This window comes from Rhizobacter sp. P1_G5 (genome assembly GCF_056405435.1).
Genome location: NZ_JBFUCB010000042.1, coordinates 1 through 20,313, shown reverse-complemented (window position 1 = coordinate 20,313; position 20,313 = coordinate 1). Strand labels below are relative to the sequence as shown.

Annotated in this window: 21 protein-coding genes and 1 pseudogene; 19 read left to right on the top strand and 3 right to left on the bottom strand. The window is 70.3% G+C overall.

Going from position 1 to position 20,313, the window contains the following annotated elements; genetic code table 11:
• From AC1D12_RS05365 to AC1D12_RS05330, 8 genes and pseudogenes are all read left to right on the top strand, one after another.
• Window positions 1–136, top strand: a pseudogene (locus tag AC1D12_RS05365) (methionyl-tRNA formyltransferase); the annotation flags it as partial.
• 54 nt (window positions 137–190) lie between these two features.
• The gene (gene htpX / locus AC1D12_RS05360; RefSeq protein ID WP_465110648.1) at window positions 191–1,036 is read left to right on the top strand and encodes a zinc metalloprotease HtpX; all 846 of its coding nucleotides are present in this window, start codon (window positions 191–193) and stop codon (window positions 1,034–1,036) included.
• A gap of 115 nt (window positions 1,037–1,151) precedes the next feature.
• Window positions 1,152–1,604 (top strand): hypothetical protein, encoded by a 453-nt coding sequence (locus AC1D12_RS05355; protein WP_477827465.1) that lies wholly within the window; start codon window positions 1,152–1,154, stop codon window positions 1,602–1,604.
• A gap of 35 nt (window positions 1,605–1,639) precedes the next feature.
• Window positions 1,640–2,404 (top strand): AzlC family ABC transporter permease, encoded by a 765-nt coding sequence (locus AC1D12_RS05350; protein WP_047507714.1) that lies wholly within the window; start codon window positions 1,640–1,642, stop codon window positions 2,402–2,404.
• Complete coding sequence (locus tag AC1D12_RS05345) at window positions 2,401–2,730, top strand: AzlD domain-containing protein (RefSeq protein ID WP_465110646.1); 330 nt, start codon at window positions 2,401–2,403, stop codon at window positions 2,728–2,730. The genes AC1D12_RS05350 and AC1D12_RS05345 overlap by 4 nt, the downstream gene beginning before the upstream one ends.
• 95 nt (window positions 2,731–2,825) lie before the next feature.
• Window positions 2,826–4,016, top strand: coding sequence for a phosphoglycerate kinase (locus tag AC1D12_RS05340; RefSeq protein WP_465110645.1), 1,191 nt, complete (start codon window positions 2,826–2,828; stop codon window positions 4,014–4,016).
• A gap of 115 nt (window positions 4,017–4,131) precedes the next feature.
• Window positions 4,132–5,562, top strand: coding sequence for a pyruvate kinase (gene pyk / locus AC1D12_RS05335; RefSeq protein ID WP_477839229.1), 1,431 nt, complete (start codon window positions 4,132–4,134; stop codon window positions 5,560–5,562).
• Window positions 5,563–5,581: 19 nt separating this feature from the next.
• Window positions 5,582–6,787, top strand: coding sequence for a threonine ammonia-lyase (locus AC1D12_RS05330; RefSeq protein ID WP_477839227.1), 1,206 nt, complete (start codon window positions 5,582–5,584; stop codon window positions 6,785–6,787).
• Here the strand turns inward: AC1D12_RS05330 and AC1D12_RS05325 are convergent.
• Window positions 6,784–7,800, bottom strand: coding sequence for an ATP-binding protein (locus tag AC1D12_RS05325; protein WP_052212364.1), 1,017 nt, complete (start codon window positions 7,798–7,800; stop codon window positions 6,784–6,786). The genes AC1D12_RS05330 and AC1D12_RS05325 overlap by 4 nt on opposite strands.
• Before the next feature lie 254 nt (window positions 7,801–8,054).
• Between AC1D12_RS05325 and fba the strand changes: the two genes are divergently transcribed.
• The 3 genes from fba (at window position 8,055) to AC1D12_RS05310 (ending at window position 11,226) form a co-directional block, all read left to right on the top strand.
• Complete coding sequence (gene fba, locus AC1D12_RS05320; RefSeq protein WP_477839225.1) at window positions 8,055–9,119, top strand: class II fructose-bisphosphate aldolase; 1,065 nt, start codon at window positions 8,055–8,057, stop codon at window positions 9,117–9,119.
• A gap of 101 nt (window positions 9,120–9,220) precedes the next feature.
• On the top strand, window positions 9,221–10,126 hold the full coding sequence (locus tag AC1D12_RS05315; protein ID WP_477839223.1) for a phosphoribosylaminoimidazolesuccinocarboxamide synthase: 906 nt from the start codon (window positions 9,221–9,223) through the stop codon (window positions 10,124–10,126).
• A 5-nt stretch (window positions 10,127–10,131) separates the two neighbouring features.
• Window positions 10,132–11,226: a tetratricopeptide repeat protein gene (locus tag AC1D12_RS05310; protein WP_465110642.1), complete on the top strand. Its 1,095-nt coding sequence runs from the start codon at window positions 10,132–10,134 to the stop codon at window positions 11,224–11,226.
• Window positions 11,227–11,232: 6 nt separating this feature from the next.
• Here the strand turns inward: AC1D12_RS05310 and AC1D12_RS05305 are convergent, their stop codons facing one another.
• Window positions 11,233–12,171, bottom strand: coding sequence for a tetratricopeptide repeat protein (locus tag AC1D12_RS05305; RefSeq protein ID WP_047507730.1), 939 nt, complete (start codon window positions 12,169–12,171; stop codon window positions 11,233–11,235).
• Between the two features lie 131 nt (window positions 12,172–12,302).
• Here AC1D12_RS05305 and purE point away from each other — a divergent pair, with 131 nt between their 5' ends.
• From purE to AC1D12_RS05275, 6 genes are all read left to right on the top strand, one after another.
• Window positions 12,303–12,767: a 5-(carboxyamino)imidazole ribonucleotide mutase gene (purE, locus tag AC1D12_RS05300; RefSeq protein WP_047507895.1), complete on the top strand. Its 465-nt coding sequence runs from the start codon at window positions 12,303–12,305 to the stop codon at window positions 12,765–12,767.
• Window positions 12,764–13,927 (top strand): 5-(carboxyamino)imidazole ribonucleotide synthase, encoded by a 1,164-nt coding sequence (locus AC1D12_RS05295; protein WP_477839221.1) that lies wholly within the window; start codon window positions 12,764–12,766, stop codon window positions 13,925–13,927. The genes purE and AC1D12_RS05295 overlap by 4 nt, the downstream gene beginning before the upstream one ends.
• A gap of 22 nt (window positions 13,928–13,949) precedes the next feature.
• Complete coding sequence (locus tag AC1D12_RS05290) at window positions 13,950–14,948, top strand: L-threonylcarbamoyladenylate synthase (RefSeq protein ID WP_477839219.1); 999 nt, start codon at window positions 13,950–13,952, stop codon at window positions 14,946–14,948.
• Window positions 14,949–14,984: 36 nt separating this feature from the next.
• On the top strand, window positions 14,985–15,986 hold the full coding sequence (locus AC1D12_RS05285) for an SGNH/GDSL hydrolase family protein (RefSeq protein ID WP_465110640.1): 1,002 nt from the start codon (window positions 14,985–14,987) through the stop codon (window positions 15,984–15,986).
• A 144-nt stretch (window positions 15,987–16,130) separates the two neighbouring features.
• Window positions 16,131–17,225 (top strand): SGNH/GDSL hydrolase family protein, encoded by a 1,095-nt coding sequence (locus tag AC1D12_RS05280; protein ID WP_047507900.1) that lies wholly within the window; start codon window positions 16,131–16,133, stop codon window positions 17,223–17,225.
• 38 nt (window positions 17,226–17,263) lie between these two features.
• Window positions 17,264–17,935 (top strand): OmpW/AlkL family protein, encoded by a 672-nt coding sequence (locus tag AC1D12_RS05275; protein WP_477839217.1) that lies wholly within the window; start codon window positions 17,264–17,266, stop codon window positions 17,933–17,935.
• Window positions 17,936–17,941: 6 nt separating this feature from the next.
• Here the strand turns inward: AC1D12_RS05275 and dacB are convergent, their stop codons facing one another.
• Window positions 17,942–19,309, bottom strand: a complete 1,368-nt coding sequence (gene dacB / locus AC1D12_RS05270; protein ID WP_477839214.1) for a D-alanyl-D-alanine carboxypeptidase/D-alanyl-D-alanine endopeptidase — start codon at window positions 19,307–19,309, stop codon at window positions 17,942–17,944.
• A gap of 95 nt (window positions 19,310–19,404) precedes the next feature.
• On the opposite strand from dacB, the gene tsaB reads away from it, so the two are divergent.
• Together tsaB and AC1D12_RS05260 are read left to right on the top strand one after the other, a co-directional pair.
• Entirely contained in the window at window positions 19,405–20,124 is a 720-nt protein-coding gene (gene tsaB, locus AC1D12_RS05265) for a tRNA (adenosine(37)-N6)-threonylcarbamoyltransferase complex dimerization subunit type 1 TsaB (RefSeq protein WP_477839212.1), read from the top strand.
• A partial coding sequence (locus tag AC1D12_RS05260; RefSeq protein ID WP_477839211.1) for a GNAT family protein occupies window positions 20,121–20,313 on the top strand: 193 nt, incomplete at its 3' end. The genes tsaB and AC1D12_RS05260, both read left to right, overlap by 4 nt.

The window sequence follows — 20,313 nt, the reverse complement described above, 5'->3', positions numbered from 1 at the left end:
CCTCGAGGTCGCCTGCGGCACCGGATCGCTGCGGCTGACCGAGCTGCAACGCCCGGGCGGCAAGCGGCTGGCGGCGGCGGCCTGGCTGCAGTCGCGCCCGGTCGCGCCGGGCAGCGCTTTTGGCCGCGCCGATTGAACTTGAAGCGCAGGACCTCATCTGAGGCCCTGTAGCCAGAGAAAGGGCCTCTCCATGTTCAACCTGTTGAAGACCGCGGTGCTGATGGCTGCCATCACGGCGCTGTTCATGGCCATCGGCGCGATGATCGGCGGCCGCGCCGGCATGATGGTCGCGCTGCTCGTCGCCGTCGGCATGAACTTCTTCAGTTACTGGTTCTCCGACAAGATGGTGCTGCGCATGTACAACGCGCAGGAGGTCGACGAGACCTCGGCGCCGCAGTTCTACCGGATGGTGCGCGAGCTCGCGCAGCGCGCCCAGTTGCCGATGCCGCGCGTCTACCTGATCAACGAAGACGCGCCGAACGCCTTCGCGACCGGCCGCAACCCGGAGCACGCGGCGGTGGCCGCCACCACCGGCATCCTGCGCGTGCTCAGCGAGCGCGAGCTGCGTGGCGTGATGGCCCATGAACTGGCGCACGTGCGGCACCGCGACATCCTGATCAGCACGGTCAGCGCGACGATGGCCGGCGCGATCTCGATGCTCGCGAACTTCGCGATGTTCTTCGGCGGCCGCGACAGCGAGGGCCGGCCGCACAACCCGATCGTCGGCCTGCTGGTGATGCTGCTCGCGCCGCTGGCGGCGAGCCTGATCCAGATGGCGATCAGCCGCGCCCGCGAGTTCGAGGCCGACCGCGGCGGCGCCGAGATCTCCGGCGACCCGCAGGCGCTGGCCAGCGCGCTGCAGAAGATCCACCGCTACGCGCAGGGCATGCCGATGGAGGCCGCCGAACGCCACCCGGAGACGGCGCAGATGATGATCATGAACCCGCTGTCCGGCGGCGGGCTGCGCGGGCTGTTCTCGACCCACCCGTCGACGGAAGAGCGCGTCGCCCGCCTGATGGCGATGCGCCCGGCCTGAGCTTCTTCGGCAAAGCCTGGAACTGGCCCCTCTTCGAGGGGCTTTTTCACGCCTGCCCCGCCCGCGAACCAGCGGACACTGCAGCCACAGCCCCGTCCCCGGACCACCGCCCGCCATGCCACGCCACCTGATCACCGCGTTCCTGCTCTGCGCCGCCGCCCTCGCCGGCTGCGACATGCTGGGGGTCGACTCGGCCGAGAAGCTGGCCGCGGCCCGCGAGGCCGACGGCCGCGCGATCGGCGGCGCCTGCCGCCACGCCAACCGGGCCATCGAGGACTGCTACGCGCTGAACAAGAAGGCCGACAAGGCCTCGGTGTTCGCCGGCTGGCGCGACATGAACGACTACATGCGCGAGAACAAGATCGAGCCGGTGGTGCCGCAGCTGGCAGGCGGCGCGAAGTCGGGTGAATCCAAGGCCGAGCCCAAGGCGGACGTCCGCGCCGACGCGAAGTCCGAGGCCAAGGCCGCCCCCGAAGGCGACGCCCCGGCTGAAACCCCCGCGCCCGCCGCCGAGAAGCGGCCGGCCAAGACGCCGGGCGCCAAGGCGGCCCGCCACAACGACACCTGACAGCGGGATAACCCGCATGCGGTGACAATGCCCGCATGAGTTCCCCGCTGCGCGCCCTCGTCCGCCACCCCCAGTTCGCCCTCGGCATGCGCGAGATGTCCGGCGTCAGCCTGGGCATCGCCGCCTGGGGCCTGGTGACCGGCGTCGCGATGGTGAAGGCGGGGCTCTCGATCCCGCTGTCGCTGCTGATGACCTTCGCGGTGTTCGCCGGCAGCGCGCAGCTGGCGGCCATCCCGCTGATGGGCGCCGGCTCGCCGGCCTGGGTGATCTGGGCCACCGCGCTGTGCGTGAACCTGCGCTTCGTGATCTTCAGCGCCCACTGGCGGCCGTTCTTCATGCGCTTCCCGCGCGGCCAGCGGATGCTGCTCGGCTACCTGACCGCCGACCTGAACTACGTGCTCTTCATGAAGAGGTTCAAGGAGCCGCGCGACGACGAGGGCCAGGTCGAGTACTTCCTCGGCAGCAGCTTCATGAGCTGGCTGGCCTGGCAGGTGCCGTCGGTGCTCGGCATCGTGCTGGCCGACGTGGTGCCGACGCACTGGGGCCTGGGTTTCGCCGGCGTGCTGGCGCTGCTCGGGCTGGGCTACGCGCTGCTGTCCGACAAGGCGACCAGCTTCGCGGCGGTGGTGGCGGGCGCCGCCGCCGTCGCGGCCTTCGCGCTGCCGTACCGGCTGAACATCGTGGTCGCGATCGCCGCCGCGGTGTGCATCGGGCTGATGATCGACGGCGGCGGCGATGCCGGACGGCGCGTGCTCGCGTCGCTGATGCGCGCCAAGCCGCGCGACAGGGTGGCGTCATGAGTGATTGGGAATCCTTCATCACGATCGTGGGCCTGACCGTGATCACGGTGGTCACCCGCTGCTTCTTCCTGATTCCCGAACGCGAGCTGCGCCTGCCCGGCTGGGTGCAGCGCGGCCTGCGCTTCGCCCCGCTCGCGGCGCTGGCGGCCGTCGTCGTGCCCGAGGTCGTGATGAGCCACGGCCAGCTGATCAGCACCTGGCAGGACGCGCGCATCTACGCCGTGGCGGCCGCCACCGCCTGGTTCTTCTGGCGCCGCGGCATCCTCGGCACCATCGTGGTCGGCATGGCCGTGCTGATGCCGCTGAAACTGCTGCTGGGGTGGTAGAGGCCGCCCGGCTGGTGTCCAATGGATCTCGGAACCGCTTCGTAACTTTTGCGCCTGCGGCATCCCTAGAATTCCCCCTCTAACTTTGGCCACCCATGAACGTTCTCCGTTTTGAAGACCTTGCAGCCCAAGGCAAAGCTGCAGGCCAGCGCGTGTTCATCCGTGCCGACCTGAATGTGCCGCTGGACGACAGCGGCCGCATCACCGAAGACACCCGCATCCGCGCCTCGGTGCCCTGCATCGAGCTGGCCCTGAAGGCCGGCGCCGCGGTGATGGTGACCTCGCACCTGGGCCGCCCGACCGAGGGCGAGTTCAAGCCGGCGGATTCGCTGGCCCCGGTCGCGAAGCGCCTGGGCGAGCTGCTCGGCCGCGACGTGCCGGTGATCGCGAACTGGGTCGATGGGGTCCAGGTCGCGCCGGGCCAGGTGGTGCTGCTCGAGAACTGCCGCGTCAACAAGGGCGAGAAGAAGAACAGCGAGGAGCTCTCGCGCAAGATGGCCGCGCTGTGCGACATCTTCGTGCACGACGCCTTCGGCACCGCGCACCGCGCCGAGGCCTCGACCTACGGCATCGCGCAGTTCGCGAAGATCGCCTGCGCCGGCCCGTTGCTGGCCGCCGAGATCGACGCGATCACGAAGGCACTGGCCAACCCGAAACGCCCGCTGGTGGCGATCGTCGCCGGCAGCAAGGTCAGCACCAAGCTGACGATCCTGCAGTCGCTCGCGAAGAACGTCGACCAGCTGATCGTCGGCGGCGGCATTGCCAACACCTTCCTGCTGGCCGCCGGGCTGCCGATCGGCAAGTCGCTGGTCGAGGCCGACCTGGTCGGCGAGGCCAAGGCGGTGATCGAGGCCATGAAGGCGCGCGGCGCCGCGGTGCCGATCCCGACCGACGTCGTCACCGCGAAGGCCTTCGCGGCCGATGCGCCGGCCACCGTGAAGGCAGCCTCGGCCGTCGAAGCCGACGACCTGATCCTCGACATCGGCCCGGAGACATCGGCCAGGCTCGCCGCCCAGCTGAAGGCCGCCGGCACCATCGTCTGGAACGGCCCGGTCGGCGTGTTCGAGTTCGATGCGTTCGCGCACGGCACCGAGACGCTGGCGCGCGCGATCGCCGCCTCCGATGCGTTCAGCATCGCCGGCGGCGGCGACACGCTGGCCGCGATCGCGAAGTACGGCATCGAGAAGGATGTCGGCTACATCTCGACCGGCGGCGGTGCCTTCCTGGAAGTGCTGGAAGGCAAGACCCTGCCCGCCTTCGAGATCCTGCAGCGCCGTGCAGGGTGACCGCCCCCACGTCACTGCGTTCCTGCCCCCCGAGGGGGCGCGGCCGCCTTGGGACGGCCCGGCGGCGGCCGGTGCAGCGCGCTGATCCACAATGAAAATACAGGAGACCTCCACCATGCCCCGCGCCACCAAGATCGTCGCCACCCTCGGCCCCGCCTCCAGTTCGCCCGAGGTGCTCGCACAGATGATCCGCGCCGGCGTCGACGTCGTGCGCCTGAACTTCTCGCACGGCAAGGCCCAGGACCACATCGACCGCGCGAGCCTGGTGCGCGAGGTCGCCCGCGCCGCCGGCAAGGAAGTGGCCATCATGGCCGACCTGCAGGGCCCGAAGATCCGTGTCGGCAAGTTCGAGGGCGGCAAGACGATGCTCGAGCCGGGCCAGAAGTTCGTGCTCGACGCCAGCAGCACCGCGCTCGGCACCAACGAGCTCGTGAGCCTCGACTACAAGGAGCTGCCGCGCGACGTGAAGCCCGGCGACACGCTGCTGCTGAACGACGGGCTGCTGAAGCTGACGGTCGACGCGGTACGCGGCGACCAGGTGCACACCACCGTCGTGATCGGCGGCGAGCTGTCGAACAACAAGGGCATCAACAAGGCCGGCGGCGGCCTGACCGCCCCGGCGCTGACCGCCAAGGACATGGAGGACATCAAGACCGCGATGAGCTTCCAGTGCGAGTACCTGGCGGTGAGCTTCCCGAAGAACGCGACCGACATGGAAATGGCGCGCCAGCTGGCCAACGTGGCCGGCGAGCCGTGGCGCCACAAGCCGGCGMTGATCGCGAAGATCGAGCGCACCGAGGCGATCCCGGCGCTGGAGAGCATCCTGCGTGCGAGCGACGGCATCATGGTCGCGCGCGGCGACCTGGCGGTCGAGGTCGGCAACGCCGCGGTGCCCGCACTGCAGAAACGCATGATCAAGATGGCGCGCGAGATGGACCGCGTGGTCATCACCGCGACGCAGATGATGGAATCGATGATCGTCAACCCGGTGCCCACCCGCGCCGAGGTGAGCGACGTGGCCAACGCGGTGCTCGACGGCACCGACGCGGTGATGCTGAGCGCCGAGACGGCGGCCGGCAAGTACCCGGTCGAGACGGTGGAGATGATGTCCACGATCTGCATCGAGGCCGAGCGCGCCGAGGAGATCTCGCTGGACGCCGGCTTCACGAACAAGAAGTTCGGCCGCATCGACCAGTCGATCGCGATGGGCGCGCTCTTCACCGCCTACCACCTGGGCTGCAAGGCGATCCTCGCGCTGACCGAGTCGGGCTCCACGTCGCTGTGGATGAGCCGCCATAAGATCCACGTGCCGATCTACGGCCTGACCTCGCAGGTGGTCACGCAGCGCAAGATGATGCTGTACCGCAACGTGCGCCCGCTGCTGATGCCGAACTTCAGCGACCGCGACGAGGCGCTGAAGCGCGCCGAGCTGCTGCTGGTCGAGAAGGGCGTGCTGAAGCCGGGCGACACCTACGCGATCACCTGCGGCGAGCCGATGGGCTACCCCGGCGGCACCAACATGCTGAAGGTGTGCCGAGTCGGCTGAGCCCAAGCACAATGGCGGGATGACCCTAGTCCTCGCTGACATCCGTGCCGCCGCCGAGCGCCTGCACGGCCAGGTGCTCGACACCCCCTGCGTGCCTTCGCGAACCCTCTCGGCCATCGCCGGCTGCGAGGTGTTCCTGAAGTTCGAGAACCTGCAGTTCACCGCCTCCTTCAAGGAGCGCGGCGCCCTCAACAAGATCGCCCAGCTGAGCGACATCGAGCGCGCAAGCGGCGTGCTCGCCGTCTCGGCCGGCAACCATGCACAGGGCGTCGCGTACCACGCGCAGCGCCTGGGCATCCCCGCCACCATCGTGATGCCGCGCTTCGCGCCGGCGGTGAAGGTCGAGCGCACGCGCGGCTTCGGCGCCACCGTGGTGCTCGAAGGCGACACCTTCGACGACGCCCGTGCCCACGGCCTGCGCCTCGCGCAGGAGCGCGGCCTGACGCTGGTGCACCCCTACGACGACCTCGATGTGGCGGCCGGCCAGGGCACGATCGCGCTCGAGATGCTGGCGCAGCAGCCGGCGCTCGACACGCTGGTGGTGGCGATCGGCGGCGGCGGCATGATCGGCGGCATCGCGAGCGCCGCCAAGGCGCTGAAGCCGGGCATCCAGGTGATCGGCGTGCAGACCGAGCGCTTCCCCGCCGTCTGGAACGTGGTGCACAACCAGCAGCGCGAGAGCGCGCAGGCGACGATCGCCGACGGCATCGGCGTCAAGGTGCCCGGGGTGCTGACCGCGCCGCTGATCAAGCAGCATGTCGACGACGTGCTGCTGGTCGGCGAGGACGACATCGAGCAGGCGATCCTGATGCTGCTGGAGATCGAGAAGACGGTGGTCGAGGGCGCCGGCGCCGTCGGCCTGGCGGCGCTGATGAAGCACCGCGCGCGCTTCGCCGGACGCAAGGTCGGGCTGATCCTCTCCGGCGGCAACATCGAGCCGCTGGTGCTGGGCGAGATCATCCAGCGCGGCATGGTGAAGTCGGGCCGGCTGGCGCGCCTGCGCATGGACGTGCGCGACGTGCCGGGCGCGCTGGCCGACGTGGCGACGCTGCTCGGCAAGCTGGGCGCCAACATCGACGAGGTGCAGCACCAGCGGGCGTTCAGCTCGCTGTCGGTGGAGCGCGCCGAGATCGAGGTGGTGGTGCACACGCGCGGCGTGGCCCACATCGAGGAGATCCTGGCCGCGATGCGCGCCCAGGGCTATCGAGCCGAGCGGATCGGCTAGCGGCGGATGCTGCCCACCATGGCTGCCACCGCCGGCAGCATGTTGATCGGCACCAGATCCAGGCCTTGCTGCTCGTTCGCCAGCACGCGGAACAGTTCGTCCGCAAAGCTGTGCCCGACGCTCGTCACGCCGCTGAAGTCGACCTCCGCGCGGCGGAACTGGTTCAGGCGGGCGCCGACGCGGCGTGCCTGTGCCCGCGATTCCAGTCCCGACTGCGTCGTCGTCAGCAGGCGCAGCGGCACCACGGTGCGCTCGAAGTCGTAGCCGGCACCGTCGGCGCTGTGCGCCTGCAGCACCTGCTCCAGCGTGCGCGTGCTGTCCAGCGCGAACGCCACGTAGATGGACGTGCCCTGGTGCTTCAGCGGCTTGCCTTCGCGCCAGCGGCCGGCCTCCCAGCCGCGATGCTGGAAYGCCGATTCGTTGGCGTGCAGGTCGAACACGTCGGCCAGCTTCGAGGTGAAGAACAGCCCGCGGCCGCAGTGGCGGTCCGGCGCGCTGGTCAGCTTGCCCTTGCTGAGCTCGAGCATCGCGAGATGCGGCTCGTCGAGCGCGAAGGATTCGTTGATCTTGTCGAACAGGCCGCGGCCGTCGTCCGACACCAGCAGCTGAGCGTGGCTGGCCGTCTGGCGCATCGACACCGTGACGCTCTGCCCGGCGCTGTGGTCGATCGCGTTGTTCAGCAGCTCGGTGAAGGCGTGGTGCAGCATGCGGCGCACGGCATCCGGCAGCGTGAAGAACGGCGAGAAGTCGCGCGACCACGGCAGGTCCTCGCCGAGGCCGTGCAGCGGGTAGCGCTGCACCACCTGGCGCATCGTGCCGGGCCGGTACAGCGGCCGCGAGGCGCTGCCTTCGCGCACCAGCCACGCCATCTCGGCCAGCCGGCGCAGCGCCTTGTTGGCGGTGGCGCGCGAGACGCCGGCCCGCTCCATCACCTGCGACGCCAAGTCCTGCGGTTGTTGGTGGGCCGCCGCGGTGATCCACAGCGTGAGTGCATTCAGGTCGAGTCGGGCCATGACGGGTTTCCCTCCAGCGGGACGGTCGGATGTTGCAAACAGTGTCCCGCGACCGCCGCGCGACTTGAGCAGGAAARGCGGCCGGAAGACCGGCCATTTCCGGTGCATGCTGGAGACCGGCTCGCCGCCCCCCGCGCTCGGGGGAGGCCATCGCCGGCACGGGGTTTTCCCGCGGAGCTGCTCAGTACAATGCTGCGAGTTACAGCGCGGTTTCATGCCGGCTGAAGGGTTTCTTCACTTCCAGGGACATCGCCATGCCACTCGTTTCGATGCGTCAGCTGCTGGACCATGCCGCCGAGAACGGCTACGGAATTCCGGCCTTCAACGTCAACAACCTCGAGCAGGTGCAAGCCGTGATGAGCGCGGCCGACGAGGTCGGCGCCCCGGTCATCCTGCAGGCCAGCGCCGGCGCCCGCAAGTACGCCGGCGAGCCGTTCATCAAGCACCTGATCCTCGCGGCGGTCGAAAGTTACCCCCGGGTTCCCTTGGTGATGCACCAGGACCACGGCCAGAACCCGGACGTCTGCCAGGGCGCGATCAACCTGGGTTTCAGCTCGGTGATGATGGACGGCTCGCTGCAGGCCGACGGCAAGACCATCGCGAGCTACGACTACAACGTCGACGTGACGCGCAAGGTGGTCGACATGGCGCACCGGGTAGGCGTCACGGTCGAAGGTGAACTGGGCGTGCTCGGCTCGCTCGAGACGATGAAGGGCGACAAGGAAGACGGCCACGGCACCGACGCGACGATGACGATGGACCAGCTGCTGACCGATCCGGAACAGGCCGCCGACTTCGTCAAGCGCACCCAGCTCGATGCGCTGGCGATCGCGATCGGCACCAGCCACGGCGCCTACAAGTTCACCCGCAAGCCCACCGGCGACATCCTCGCGATCAGCCGCATCAAGGAAATCCACGCCCGCATCCCGAACACCCACCTGGTGATGCACGGCAGCTCGAGCGTGCCGCAGGAGCTGCTGGCCGCGATCCGCGAGTACGGCGGCGACATGAAGGAAACCTACGGCGTGCCGGTCAGCGAGATCCAGGAAGCCATCAAGCACGGCGTGCGCAAGATCAACATCGACACCGACATCCGCCTGGCGATGACGGCGGCGATCCGCAAGTTCTTCGTGCAGAACCCGGAGAAGTTCGACCCGCGCGAATACCTGAAGCCGGCGCGCGAGGCGGCCAAGGCGATCTGCAAGCAGCGCTACCTGGAGTTCGGCTGCGAAGGCCAGTCCGGCAAGATCAAGGCGCAGAGCCTCGCGCAGGTGGCACAGCGCTACGCCAAGGGTGAGCTGGCGCAGATGGTGGTCTGAAACCCGCATCCTCACTGTTGATGAAGCCCGGCCATGCCGGGCTTCGTCGTTCGTGGCTCACTACAATCCGGCGCTGTCCTGCCCCTGCGCCGAAAGAGCCCATGAACGCCGTTCTGAACTCCACCCTCACCTCCCTGCCCCTGCTCGCGCGCGGCAAGGTTCGCGACAACTACGCGGTGGGCGCGGACCGTATCCTGATGCTCGCGAGCGACCGGCTCAGCGCGTTCGACGTGATCATGGGCGAACCGATCCCCGGCAAGGGCGAGCTGCTGACGCAGATGGCGCTGTTCTGGTTCGCGCACCTCGAAGGCATCATCCCGAACCACCTGACCGGCGACGACCCCGAGAGCGTCGTCACCGCGGCCGAGCGCGCGCAGGTGCGCGGCCGCTCGATGCTCGTGAAGCGCCTGAAGCCGCTGCCCGTCGAGGCCGTGGTGCGCGGCTACCTGGCCGGCAGCGGCTGGAGCGAGTACCAGCAGAGCCAGTCGGTGTGCGGCGTCGCGCTGCCGCCCGGGCTGAAGAACGCAAGCCCGCTGCCGGCACCGATCTTCACGCCGGCCACCAAGGCCGAGATGGGCGACCACGACGAGAACATCTCGTTCGACAAGATGGCGCAGATCATCGGCGCCGACCTCGCCGTGCGCGTGCGCGACACCGCGATCCAGCTCTACACCCGCGCCGCCGCGATCGCGCTGAAGAAGGGCATCATCATCGCCGACACCAAGTTCGAGTTCGGGCTCGACAGCGACGGCACGCTGACGCTGATGGACGAGGTGCTGACGCCCGACTCGTCGCGCTTCTGGCCGGTCGAGGGCTACGACGCCGCCTTCCGCGAAGGCCGCAACCCGCCGAGCTACGACAAGCAGTTCGTGCGCGACTGGCTCGAGCAGGTCCGCATCGACGGCCAACCCTGGCCGAAGCGCGCCCCGGCCCCGGCCCTGCCGACCGAGGTGGTCGAGAAGACCGCCGCCAAGTACCGCGAAGCCCTGCAACGCCTGACCTCCTGAGCGCCATGCAGTCCCGCCTGCTGAAGCAGCTCGACGCCGCCATCGATGCCGCCGGCAACCCGGTCAAGGCCGATTGCCTGCGCGCCGAACGCGCCTGCCTGATGGCGCGCCACGGCCACTTCGACGAGGCGCGCAAGACGCTCACCGGCCTGCAGCAGCAGTACGCCTTGCAGCCGCACATGGCGCTGAGCGCGTGGATCAGCCTGGCCGAAGGGCTGATCGCGCACTACGGCAAGCTCGGCTCGGCCGAGGCGGTCGACAAGATCCACCGCGCCTACGCGATGAGCGGCGCCGCGCGCGAACCGGCGCTGCATGCACTGTGCAGCGCCTGGCTGGCCCACCTCGACTACGTGCGGCACGACTTCGCGTCGATGGCGCGGCGCGTTGCCGAGACCCTGCGGCTCGCGGATGCAAAACATCATGCGGCACAGTCGCGCATCAGCCTCGTGATCGCGCAGACCTACCACTTCGCCGGCCGCTACGAGCGGGCCCAGCCCTGGTACACCCTCACCCGCCAGCACGCCACGTCCGAGGGCGACGAGGCGACGCTCGCGGCGCTGCTCGCCAACATGGCCTGGCTGAACGCCAGCCAGGCGCGCCAGAACGTGCTGAGCGGCCCCGGCGAGGCGCAGGCCACGCGGCAGGCGATGCTCGGCGCCGAGTCGTCGCAGAACTTCGATGCGCTGGTCGGCACCGCGGCGCTCGATGCGCTGGCGCCGGTCATGCGGGCGCAGCTGCTGTCGCTGCAGGGCCGGCATGCCGACGCATTGCCGCTGTACGAGCTGCACCTCGACCATGCGCTGACCCAGGGCGCGGCGCACATGGCGAACTGGCTGCGCGCCGACCTGGCGTGGTGCCGCATCCAGCTGAAGCAGACCGATGCGGCGCGCGAAGACGCGCAGGCCGCCGAGGCCGCGAACCGCGCCGACTGCGACCTGGACGACCGCGCCGCCACGCACAGCCGGCTGGCGCAGGTCTACGCGGCACTCGGCCAGGTCGATGCCGCCAAGAAGCACTCGCAGCAGGCCGAGGCGGCCTGGAAGGCCTTCGCCGACGAGCAGGCCGAGGTGCTGCGCCTGCTCGACGCGGCGCTCACGTAGCCCGGATCAGAACAGCGCCATGCTCAGCTTGCGCCGGTACTGGTCGATGACCGGGTCGGCCGGCGCGGTATTGACCTTGCCCGTGACCTCCAGCGCACCCTTCGGCGCCGCGGCCTCGGCCTTCGGCGCCGGCTTGCTCATCAGCTCGAGGATCGCCACGTAGGTCTTGCGCGCCAGCTCGCCGTTCCAGGCCTTGTCGCGCATCACGATCTCGAGCAGCTCGTCCATCGCCTGCGTGAAGCGCTGCGCGGCGAAGTGCGTCTGGGCGAGTTCGAAGCGGGCGTCGAAATCCCGCTTGTTCGCGGCGATCGCCGCCGCCAGCTGCTCGGGGCTGCGCGCCGACGCGGCCTTCTCGCTGGCCGCCAGCCAGTGGCCGGCCGCGGCCAGCCGCGCGTCCAGCATCACCTTGCTCGCGACCGGGTCGAACGCGCGGCGCGCGTCATCGACACGCCCGGCCGTCAGCAGCGCGCGCAGGTAGTCGTAGCGGGCCACGTCATTGCCCGGGTCGATCGCCACCGCCTCCTGCAGGCGCTCCAGCGCGCTGTCGGCATCGCCCTCGGCCAGCAGCTCCTCGGCCGCGGCCAGGTCTTCGCCGGCGGCCGCTTCCTCGGCGCTCGGCACGTGCCGGTCGAGGAATTCGCGCACCTGCGCCTCGGGCAGCGCACCGACGAAGCCGTCGACCGGCTGGCCGCCCTTGAACAGCACGCAGAACGGGATGCTGCGCACGCCGAACATCTGCGACAGCTGGCCGGAGATCTCGGGCTGCTCGTCGGCGTTCAGCTTGGCCAGCTTGAAGCGGCCGGCGTAGGCGACCTCGATCTTCTCGAGCACCGGCGTCAGCGCCTTGCAGGGGCCGCACCAGGGCGCCCAGATGTCCAGCAGCACCGGCTGCTCGACCGAGGCGTTGATCAGGTCGGCTTCGAAGTTCTGAATCGTGATGTCCATCGTGTTCCGGCAAAGGGAAGGCGGGCAGTGCTGACAGGCCCTAGGGGTCAGATGGGCCGCGCCGCCTACAATTCAAGGTTGTTCAGCCCTTGGAGCGAGCCGTGAGCAGCGCCCCCGTGGTTGGCGTGGTGATGGGTTCCAGCAGCGACTGGGAGACCCTGCGCCTCGCGACCGAGATTCTCGCCGAGTTCGGCGTGCCCTACGAGGCGCGCGTGGTCTCTGCCCACCGCATGCCCGACGACATGTTCGCCTACGCCGAAACGGCCGCGCCGCGCGGCCTGCGCGCGATCATCGCCGGCGCCGGCGGTGCCGCCCACCTGCCCGGCATGCTGGCCGCCAAGACCACCGTGCCGGTGCTCGGCGTGCCGGTCGCGAGCCGCCACCTGCAGGGCGTCGATTCGCTGCATTCCATCGTGCAGATGCCCAAGGGCATCCCGGTCGCGACCTTCGCGATCGGCGCGGCAGGCGCAGCCAACGCCGCGTTGTTCGCCGTCGCGATGCTGGCCTGCGAGCAGCCCGCGCTGCGCGCCCGGCTCGAGGCCTACCGCGCCCGCCAGACCGAGGTCGCCCGCGCGATGTCCTCCGAACTCAAATGACGCAGCGCTTCATCCCCCCCGGCCAGACCCTGGGCGTGATGGGCGGCGGCCAGCTCGGCCGCATGTTCGTGCACGCCGCGCAGCAGATGGGCTACGCCACCGCGGTGCTCGACCCCGACGCCGCCAGCCCGGCCGGCCTGGTCGCGCACCACCATGTGCGCGCCGACTACCTCGATTCGACCGGGCTCACGCAGCTGGCCGCCGTCAGCGCGGCCGTCACCACCGAGTTCGAGAACGTGCCGGCCGCCGCGCTGCGCACGCTGGCCGCGATGCGGCCGGTCGCGCCGGCGGGCGATGCGGTCGCGGTCTGCCAGGACCGGGCCGCCGAGAAGGCGCACTTCGGCCGCTGCGGCGTGCCGTGCGCGCCGTTCGCGCTGATCGAGACGCGCGCCCAGCTCGACGCCGTCGACGACGCGCTGCTGCCCGGCATCCTGAAGACCGCCCGCCTCGGCTACGACGGCAAGGGCCAGGTGCGGGTGGCCGACCGCGCCGCGCTCGCCGCCGCGTGGGACGCGCTGAAGCAGGTGCCCTGCGTGCTCGAGCAGATGCTGCCGCTGGCCTACGAGGTGAGCGTGATCGTCGCGCGCGGCGCCGACGGCGCGAGCGTGCATTTCCCGCTGCAGCAGAACCTGCACCGCGACGGCATCCTCGCGGTGACACGCGTGCCCTCGCCCGACGTGACGCCCGACGTGCAGCAGCAGGCGATCGCGCATGCCGGGCGCATCGCCGCGACGCTCGGCTACGTCGGCGTGCTGTGCGTCGAATTCTTCGTGCTGAAGGACGGCCGGCTGGTCGCCAACGAGATGGCACCGCGCCCGCACAACTCCGGCCACTACACGCTCGACGCCTGCGACCAGTCGCAGTTCGACCTGCAGGTGCGCACGCTGGCCGGTGCGCCGCTCGCCGCGCCGCGGCTGCACTCGCCGGCGGTGATGCTGAACCTGCTGGGGGACCTGTGGTTCCGCGACGGCAAGGTCGAAACCGAGCCCGACTGGGCCGCGGTGCTGGCGCTGCCGGGCGTGCACCTGCACCTCTACGGCAAGGCCAGCGCCCGCCCGGGCCGCAAGATGGGCCACCTGACGGTCACCGCCGCGACGGCCGAGCTCGCCCACGCGGTCGCGCTGCAGGCGGCCGAGCACCTGGGCCTCGCGGCCTGGTGAGCGGCTGAGACGAGGACCTGCCGTGCTGCTCGATGCCCRCGACCCCGCCGCTGCCGCGGCCACCCAGGCCGTCCACCAGGCCGCCCGCGCGCTGGCCGATGGCGAGCTGGTCGGCATGCCGACCGAGACGGTCTACGGCCTGGCGGCCCGTGCCGATGACGACGCGGCGGTCGCGAAGATCTTCGCCGCCAAGGGCCGGCCGGCCGACCACCCGCTGATCGTCCACGTGCCCGACGTCGGATCGGCGCAGGTGTTCGCCGCCGACTGGCCGGCCGTCGCACAGCAGCTCGCGGCCCGCTTCTGGCCCGGCCCGCTGACGCTGATCGTGCCGCGCGCGCCCGGCGTGGCCGGTGCGTCGGCCGGCGGCCAGGACAGCATCGGCCTGCGCTGCCCGTCGCACCCGGTCGCGCAGGCACTGCTGCGCGAGGCCAAGGCGCTGGGCGTGCCGGGCGTCGCGGCACCGAGCGCGAACCGCTTCGGCCGCATCAGCCCGACGCGCGCCGCGCACGTGGTCGAGGAGTTCGGCGACGCGCTGCTGGTGCTCGACGGCGGCGACTGCGAGGTCGGCATCGAATCGAGCATCGTCGACTGCTCGCGCGGCCGCCCGGTGCTGCTGCGCCCCGGCGTGCTGACGCGCCGGCAGCTGGAGGCGGCCGCCGGCCAGCCGCTGGCCGACCGCGACGAGGCCGCGCCGCGCGCCTCCGGCACGCTCGAGGCCCACTACGCCCCGCGCGCCAAGCTGCGCCTGATGGCCGGGCCGATGCTGAATACCGCGTTGCAGATGCTCGAAGGCTCGACATTGAAGCTGGCGGTATATTCGCGGACCGTGCCCGCCAAGGCGGTGCGCGGGCTGCGCCACCGCGTGATGCCGTCGCAGGCGTCGCAGGCGGCCCACGAACTTTTTTCCGCGCTGCGCGAACTCGATGCCGAGGGCGTGCATCTGATCTGGGTGGAAGAGCCGCCCGCCGATCCCGAATGGGACGGTGTGCGCGACCGCCTGCAACGGGCTGCCGCCGCCTGACTTCCTCCCCTCACCGTTTTCCCCTCTGGAGTGTTCATGATTTTCAAGGCTGATCCGAAGCAAAAGAGCTGGGTGCGCCTCGGTGCGGCCGTGCTGGCGGCCACGCTGCTCGCATCGTGCGGTGGCGGCACGCAGGTCGAGCGCTTCGTGCCGCGGCGGCTGATCTCGTTCGGCGACGAAGCCAGCGTGATGTCGAGCACCGGCGCCAAGTACAGCATCAACGCGGTGATCTTCGACACCACCACCACCCCGGCCACGCCGACCACCGCGCTGGACTGCTCGAGCTTCCCGATCTGGATCCAGATGGTGGCCGGCACCTTCGGCCTGGTCTTCGCGGAGTGCAACCCGAACAGCGCGGCGGTCACGGCGCAGACGCTGGCGACGGTGGGCGCCGGCGTCAACGACGTGGCCTCGCAGATCACGCAGTTCACCTCCGGCGACTCGCTGTCGAACAAGGACCTGGTCACGGTGATGGCCGGCGCCAACGACATCGTCGCGCTGTACCAGCAGTTCCCCGGCCAGGACGCGGGCAGCCTGCAGGCCGCCGCCGCCGCGGCCGGCGATGCGCTGGGCGGGCAGATCATCCGGCTGGCCGACCTCGGCGCGAAGGTGGTCGTCGCGACCGCCGCCGACCAGGGCCTGACGCCGTATGCGGCTGCCGAGGACCTGGCGAACCCGGGACGCGCGGCCTTCCTGTCGGCCCTCAGCTTCCAGTTCAATGCGGCGCTGCGGCTGAAGCTCGAGGACGTGAAGGACGGCGGCAAGTCGGTCGGCCTGGTGGTGTTCGACGAGCGCCTGCAGGACATGGTGCGCAACTACCCCAACTACGGGTTGGTGAACAACAACGCCGCGGCCTGCCTGAGCACCGCCGTGCTGCCGAACTGCACCATGACGACGCTGAAGAAGGTGCCGGAATCGGGCACCCTCGATGCGACCGGCTCCACCTGGCTGTGGGCCGACAACCTGCGCTTCGGCCCGTCCGCCCACGGCCAGCTCGGCTCGATGGCGTCCAGCCGCGCCGTCAACAACCCGTTCTGAGGGCAGGCCCCGCTACGCTTCTTTACACGGCGAGCGGGGTTTCTCCGACGAGGCATTGCAACGGTGCCTCTCTATAGTCGGCCGCAACCATCCACACGACAGGCGGGTGCCGCCGTGCGCCCGCCGACCAACCAAGGGGATTGCATGAAGAACTTCCGTTCCTGGGGTGCGGTGACGCTCGCGTCGCTGCTGCTCGCCGCGTGTGGCGGCGGGGGTGATGGCGACCAGTCGCCGCGCGTGCAGTACAGCGCGACGGTGTCGTTCGGTGACAGCCTGAGCGATGTCGGGACGTACGCCACGGCGGCGCTGGTCGCGACCACCCATGGCGGCAAGTACACCGTGAACAGCAGCGCCGCGAAGAACTGGACCGAGCTGCTGGCGGTGCAGGCCGGCACCGGCGCACCGTGCGCGGCGCAGACCGGGCTGGAATCGTCGGGGCCGCTGGCCGGCTTCGCGCAGGCCGCCGCGGCCCATGCCGGCTGCTACGGCTACGCCCAGGGCGGAGCGCGGGTGACCAACCCGGTCGGCCCCGGCAACAAGGCCCTCATTGCCGCCGGCGACACCAGCGGCTACGTCGGCCAGCTCACCGTGCCGGTCGTCACGCAGATCAACAACCACCTGACCGCCGTCGGCGGCAGCTTCAGCGGCACCGAGCTGGTCACGGTGATGGCGGGCGGCAACGACGTGTTCATCAACCTGGCGGCCGTGAGCGCGGCCCAGGCCACGCCGACGCAGGCCGTCACCGCGATGGCCCAGGCCGGCGGCGAGCTGGCGGCCTACATCAAGACGCTGATCCTCGCGAAGGGCGCGACGCACGTCGTCGTCGTGAACCTGCCCGACGTCAGCCAGACACCGCTCGGCTATTCGCAGAGTGCGGACGTGCAGACGCTGATCAACACGATGGTGACGCAGTTCAACGCCCAGTTGCACGCCGGCCTGACCGGCACCACCGGCGTGCTCGAAGTCGACGCCTACACGCAGGGCCGCGACCAGGTCGCCCATCCCGAGATGTACGGCCTGACCAACGTGACGACGCCGGCCTGCGACCTGGCCAGCGCGAACACCGCCAACACGGTCAAGATGCCCTTCGCCAGCTCGCTGGTCTGCTCGACCGACACGCTGATCGCCGGCGACACCTCGCGCTACGAATTCGCCGACACGGTGCACCCGACGCCGTTCGCCTACCAGTTGCTCGCGCGCTTCGTCGCCAAGCGCATGGTCGAAAGCGGCTGGCTCTGAGCCCGCGCCCATCGCTCCGCCCACCAAAGGACATTCCCATGACCCATGGCATCAAGACCCTTGCGATCGCGGCGCTGGCACTGTTCGGCAGCACCGCGGCACTCGCGCAATCGGCCGGCACCTGGATGGTGAAGGCGGGAGCCAACCAGATCGCGCCGCAGGTGAAGAGCGACGACCTGAGCGCCTCCAGCCTGCCCAACAGCAAGGTCGACGTGAAGAGCGACACGCAGGCGATCTTCACGCTCGGCTACATGCTGACCGACAATGTCTCGCTGGAGTTCTTCGCCGGCCTGCCCTACAAGCACGAGGTGGTCGGCGACGGCGCGCTGTCGGGCGTCGGCAAGCTGGGCACCATCAAGCAGGTGTCGCCGACGCTGTTTGCGCAGTACCGCTTCCTGGAGGCGAGCTCGCCCTTTCGCCCCTACGTCGGCGCCGGCCTGACCTATGCGCACTTCTACGGCGAGGAAGGCTCGGGCACGCTGACCGCGCTGACCAACCCGGGCGGCCCGGCGACGTCGATGTCGGTGGATTCGGCCTTCGGGCCGTCGTTCCAGCTCGGCCTGAGCTACCGGTTCGACGAGCACTGGTTCGTCGACGGCTCGGTCATCAAGACCTACCTGAAGACGACCACCAAGCTGTCGACCGGGCAGTCGATCGACACGAAGCTGGACCCGATCTCGACGAATCTCTCGGTCGGCTACCGGTTCTGACCGCCGTCAGTTCACCGTGTCGTTGATGACCCACTGGGTCATCGCGTCGAGGGCCGGGCGGGCGGCGTTGGCGTTGGGGTGGTTGATGATGGCCACCACGATGTAGCGCCGGCCGCTGTTGCCCAGCACGAAGCCGGCAATGCCGGCCACGTCCTTCAGCGACCCGGTCTTCAGGTGCGCGCGGCCGAGCGTCGCGCGCGAGCGCTTCAGCGTGCCGTCGAGGCCGCTGACCGGCAGCGAGCTCATCAGCTCCGGCATCACCGGCCCCATCCAGTCGGCCTGCAGCACGCGGGCGAGCAGCTGCGCGGTGGCACGCGAATCGCGCGACAGGCCCGAGCCGTTGTCGATGACCACGGACGGCGCCGCCTCCGGCCAGCGCTCGGCCAGCCACTGGCGCAGCACCTCGCGCGCGAGCTCCGGCGAGCCGAGGCCGCGCTGCGTCAGGCCGAGCGTCAGGAACAGCTGCTGCGCCATCACGTTGTTGCTGAACTTGTTGATGTCGCGAACCACCTCGGCCAGCGGCGGCGACACCAGTTCGAAGCTCGGCGGCGTGGACGGCGCGACGCCGTCGCGCACGCGCCCGGTCAGCTTGCCGCCCATCTCGTGCCACAGGCCGCGCAGCAGGCGCTCGTTGTAGCGCTGCGGCTCGGGCCAGGCGATCGACCATGATTTCTCGCCGCACAGCTTGCGGAAGCCGCCGGCCAGCTTGAGCTTTGCCGGATCGGCGGCATCGAGCAGCAGCGGCGCGCGCCAGTCGTCGCAGGGGCCGGCGATCAGCGGCACGCCGTCGTCGACCTGCAGGCCCGCCAGCGGCACGTCGGCGGTGACGCGCGCGACGCCGGCCAGCGCGTCGGGCGCGAAGGTCAGCGTCAGCGACTTGTAGTTCAGCATCAGCGCATCGGGCTGCACGTTGTACGGCCGCAGCGGATCGTTGTCGAAATCGGCCGGGTTCTGCAGCGCCGGGCGGAACGCGCCGCGGTCGAGCACGATGTCGCCGCGGATCTCGTGCACGCCGAGCTGCTGCACGCGGCGCAGCATCATCCACAACCGCTCGGGCACGAGCTTCGGGTCGCCGGTGCCGCGGATCACGAGGTCACCGTCGAGCACGCCGTTCGGGCCCGGCTTGCGCACCGTGCCCTGCAGCCAGACCGGCGTCGACCAGCTCCAGGCCGGGCCGAGCAGTTCGAGCGYGGCCGAGGTGGTCAGCAGCTTCATCAGCGACGCCGGGTTGACCGGCTGGCGCGACTGCCAGTCGAGCCGCGGCGCGCTCGCGCCGACCTCCTGCACCCAGGCGACCATCGCCTCGCGCGGCACCTTGGCGGCGTCGAGCGCCACCTCGGCCTCGACCGGCAGCGGTGCTGCCAGCGCGGGCATCGCGGCCCACAGCCCGACGGCGCCCAGCAGGATGCGTCTCCCTACATTCCCCATCCCCTGATGATCTCACGCACCCCGGGCTTTAGACTGTCGCCATGGGCACGCTGCTGGCTTTCGACACCTCCACCGACGCGATGGCAATCGCGCTGGTCGCGCCCGGGCGGCAGGCCGCGCACGACGGTGCCGGCGGCGCGCAGGCCTCGGCCGCGCTGATCCCCGAGCTGATGGCCTTGCTGGCCGCGCACGGCCTGGCGCTGGCCGATGTCGACGCGATCGCCTTCGGCTGCGGCCCCGGCGCCTTCACCGGGCTGCGCACCGCATGCTCGGTGGCCCAGGGGCTGGCGTACGGCGCGGCCAGGCCGGTGATCCCGGTCGACAGCCTGATGCTGGTGGCCGACGATGCACGCGTGCAGACCGATGCGGCCGAGGTCTGCGTCGCGATGGATGCACGCATGGACGAGATCTACGCCGGCCGCTACCGCTGGCGCGACGGGCACTGGGCGGTGACCACGGCGCCCGCGCTGCTGCGCATCGACGCATTCCATGCGCTGCTGCAGGAACAGCCCGTCGGCGTGATTGCCGGCTCGGCGCTCGATGCCTTCGGCGACCGGCTGGCGATCGGGCCGTCGGTGCGCCGCGTGCCGCAGGCGAGATCCCGGGCCGAGGCGCTGGCGCGTGTCGCCGCGCAGCTGTGGTCGCAAGGCGTTCGCGTCGACGCCGCGCACGCGCTGCCGGTCTACCTGCGCGACAAGGTGGCGCAGACGACCGCCGAGCGCGAACACGACAAGGCCATGAAAGCGAAGGCATTGGCATGAGTGCCGTACTGAGGGACAAGCGCCTGCTGCTGCCGCTGGGCGTCACGCAGCTCGATGCGGTGCTCGAGATCGAGCGCCAGGCCTATGAATTCCCGTGGACCCACGGCAACTTCATCGACTCGCTGGCCGCCGGCTACGTGGCCCGCGTGATCTACGGCGAGCGCGGCGAGATGCTGGGCTACTTCATCG

Coding starts and splice junctions, on each gene's coding strand:
- htpX (WP_465110648.1), top strand. CDS start 191: ATGTTCAACCTGTTGAAGACCGCGGTGCTGATGGCTGCCATCACGGCG.
- AC1D12_RS05355 (WP_477827465.1), top strand. CDS start 1,152: ATGCCACGCCACCTGATCACCGCGTTCCTGCTCTGCGCCGCCGCCCTC.
- AC1D12_RS05350 (WP_047507714.1), top strand. CDS start 1,640: ATGAGTTCCCCGCTGCGCGCCCTCGTCCGCCACCCCCAGTTCGCCCTC.
- AC1D12_RS05345 (WP_465110646.1), top strand. CDS start 2,401: ATGAGTGATTGGGAATCCTTCATCACGATCGTGGGCCTGACCGTGATC.
- AC1D12_RS05340 (WP_465110645.1), top strand. CDS start 2,826: ATGAACGTTCTCCGTTTTGAAGACCTTGCAGCCCAAGGCAAAGCTGCA.
- AC1D12_RS05330 (WP_477839227.1), top strand. CDS start 5,582: ATGACCCTAGTCCTCGCTGACATCCGTGCCGCCGCCGAGCGCCTGCAC.
- fba (WP_477839225.1), top strand. CDS start 8,055: ATGCCACTCGTTTCGATGCGTCAGCTGCTGGACCATGCCGCCGAGAAC.
- AC1D12_RS05315 (WP_477839223.1), top strand. CDS start 9,221: ATGAACGCCGTTCTGAACTCCACCCTCACCTCCCTGCCCCTGCTCGCG.
- AC1D12_RS05310 (WP_465110642.1), top strand. CDS start 10,132: ATGCAGTCCCGCCTGCTGAAGCAGCTCGACGCCGCCATCGATGCCGCC.
- AC1D12_RS05305 (WP_047507730.1), bottom strand. CDS start 12,171: ATGGACATCACGATTCAGAACTTCGAAGCCGACCTGATCAACGCCTCG.
- purE (WP_047507895.1), top strand. CDS start 12,303: ATGGGTTCCAGCAGCGACTGGGAGACCCTGCGCCTCGCGACCGAGATT.
- AC1D12_RS05295 (WP_477839221.1), top strand. CDS start 12,764: ATGACGCAGCGCTTCATCCCCCCCGGCCAGACCCTGGGCGTGATGGGC.
- AC1D12_RS05285 (WP_465110640.1), top strand. CDS start 14,985: ATGATTTTCAAGGCTGATCCGAAGCAAAAGAGCTGGGTGCGCCTCGGT.
- AC1D12_RS05280 (WP_047507900.1), top strand. CDS start 16,131: ATGAAGAACTTCCGTTCCTGGGGTGCGGTGACGCTCGCGTCGCTGCTG.
- AC1D12_RS05275 (WP_477839217.1), top strand. CDS start 17,264: ATGACCCATGGCATCAAGACCCTTGCGATCGCGGCGCTGGCACTGTTC.
- tsaB (WP_477839212.1), top strand. CDS start 19,405: ATGGGCACGCTGCTGGCTTTCGACACCTCCACCGACGCGATGGCAATC.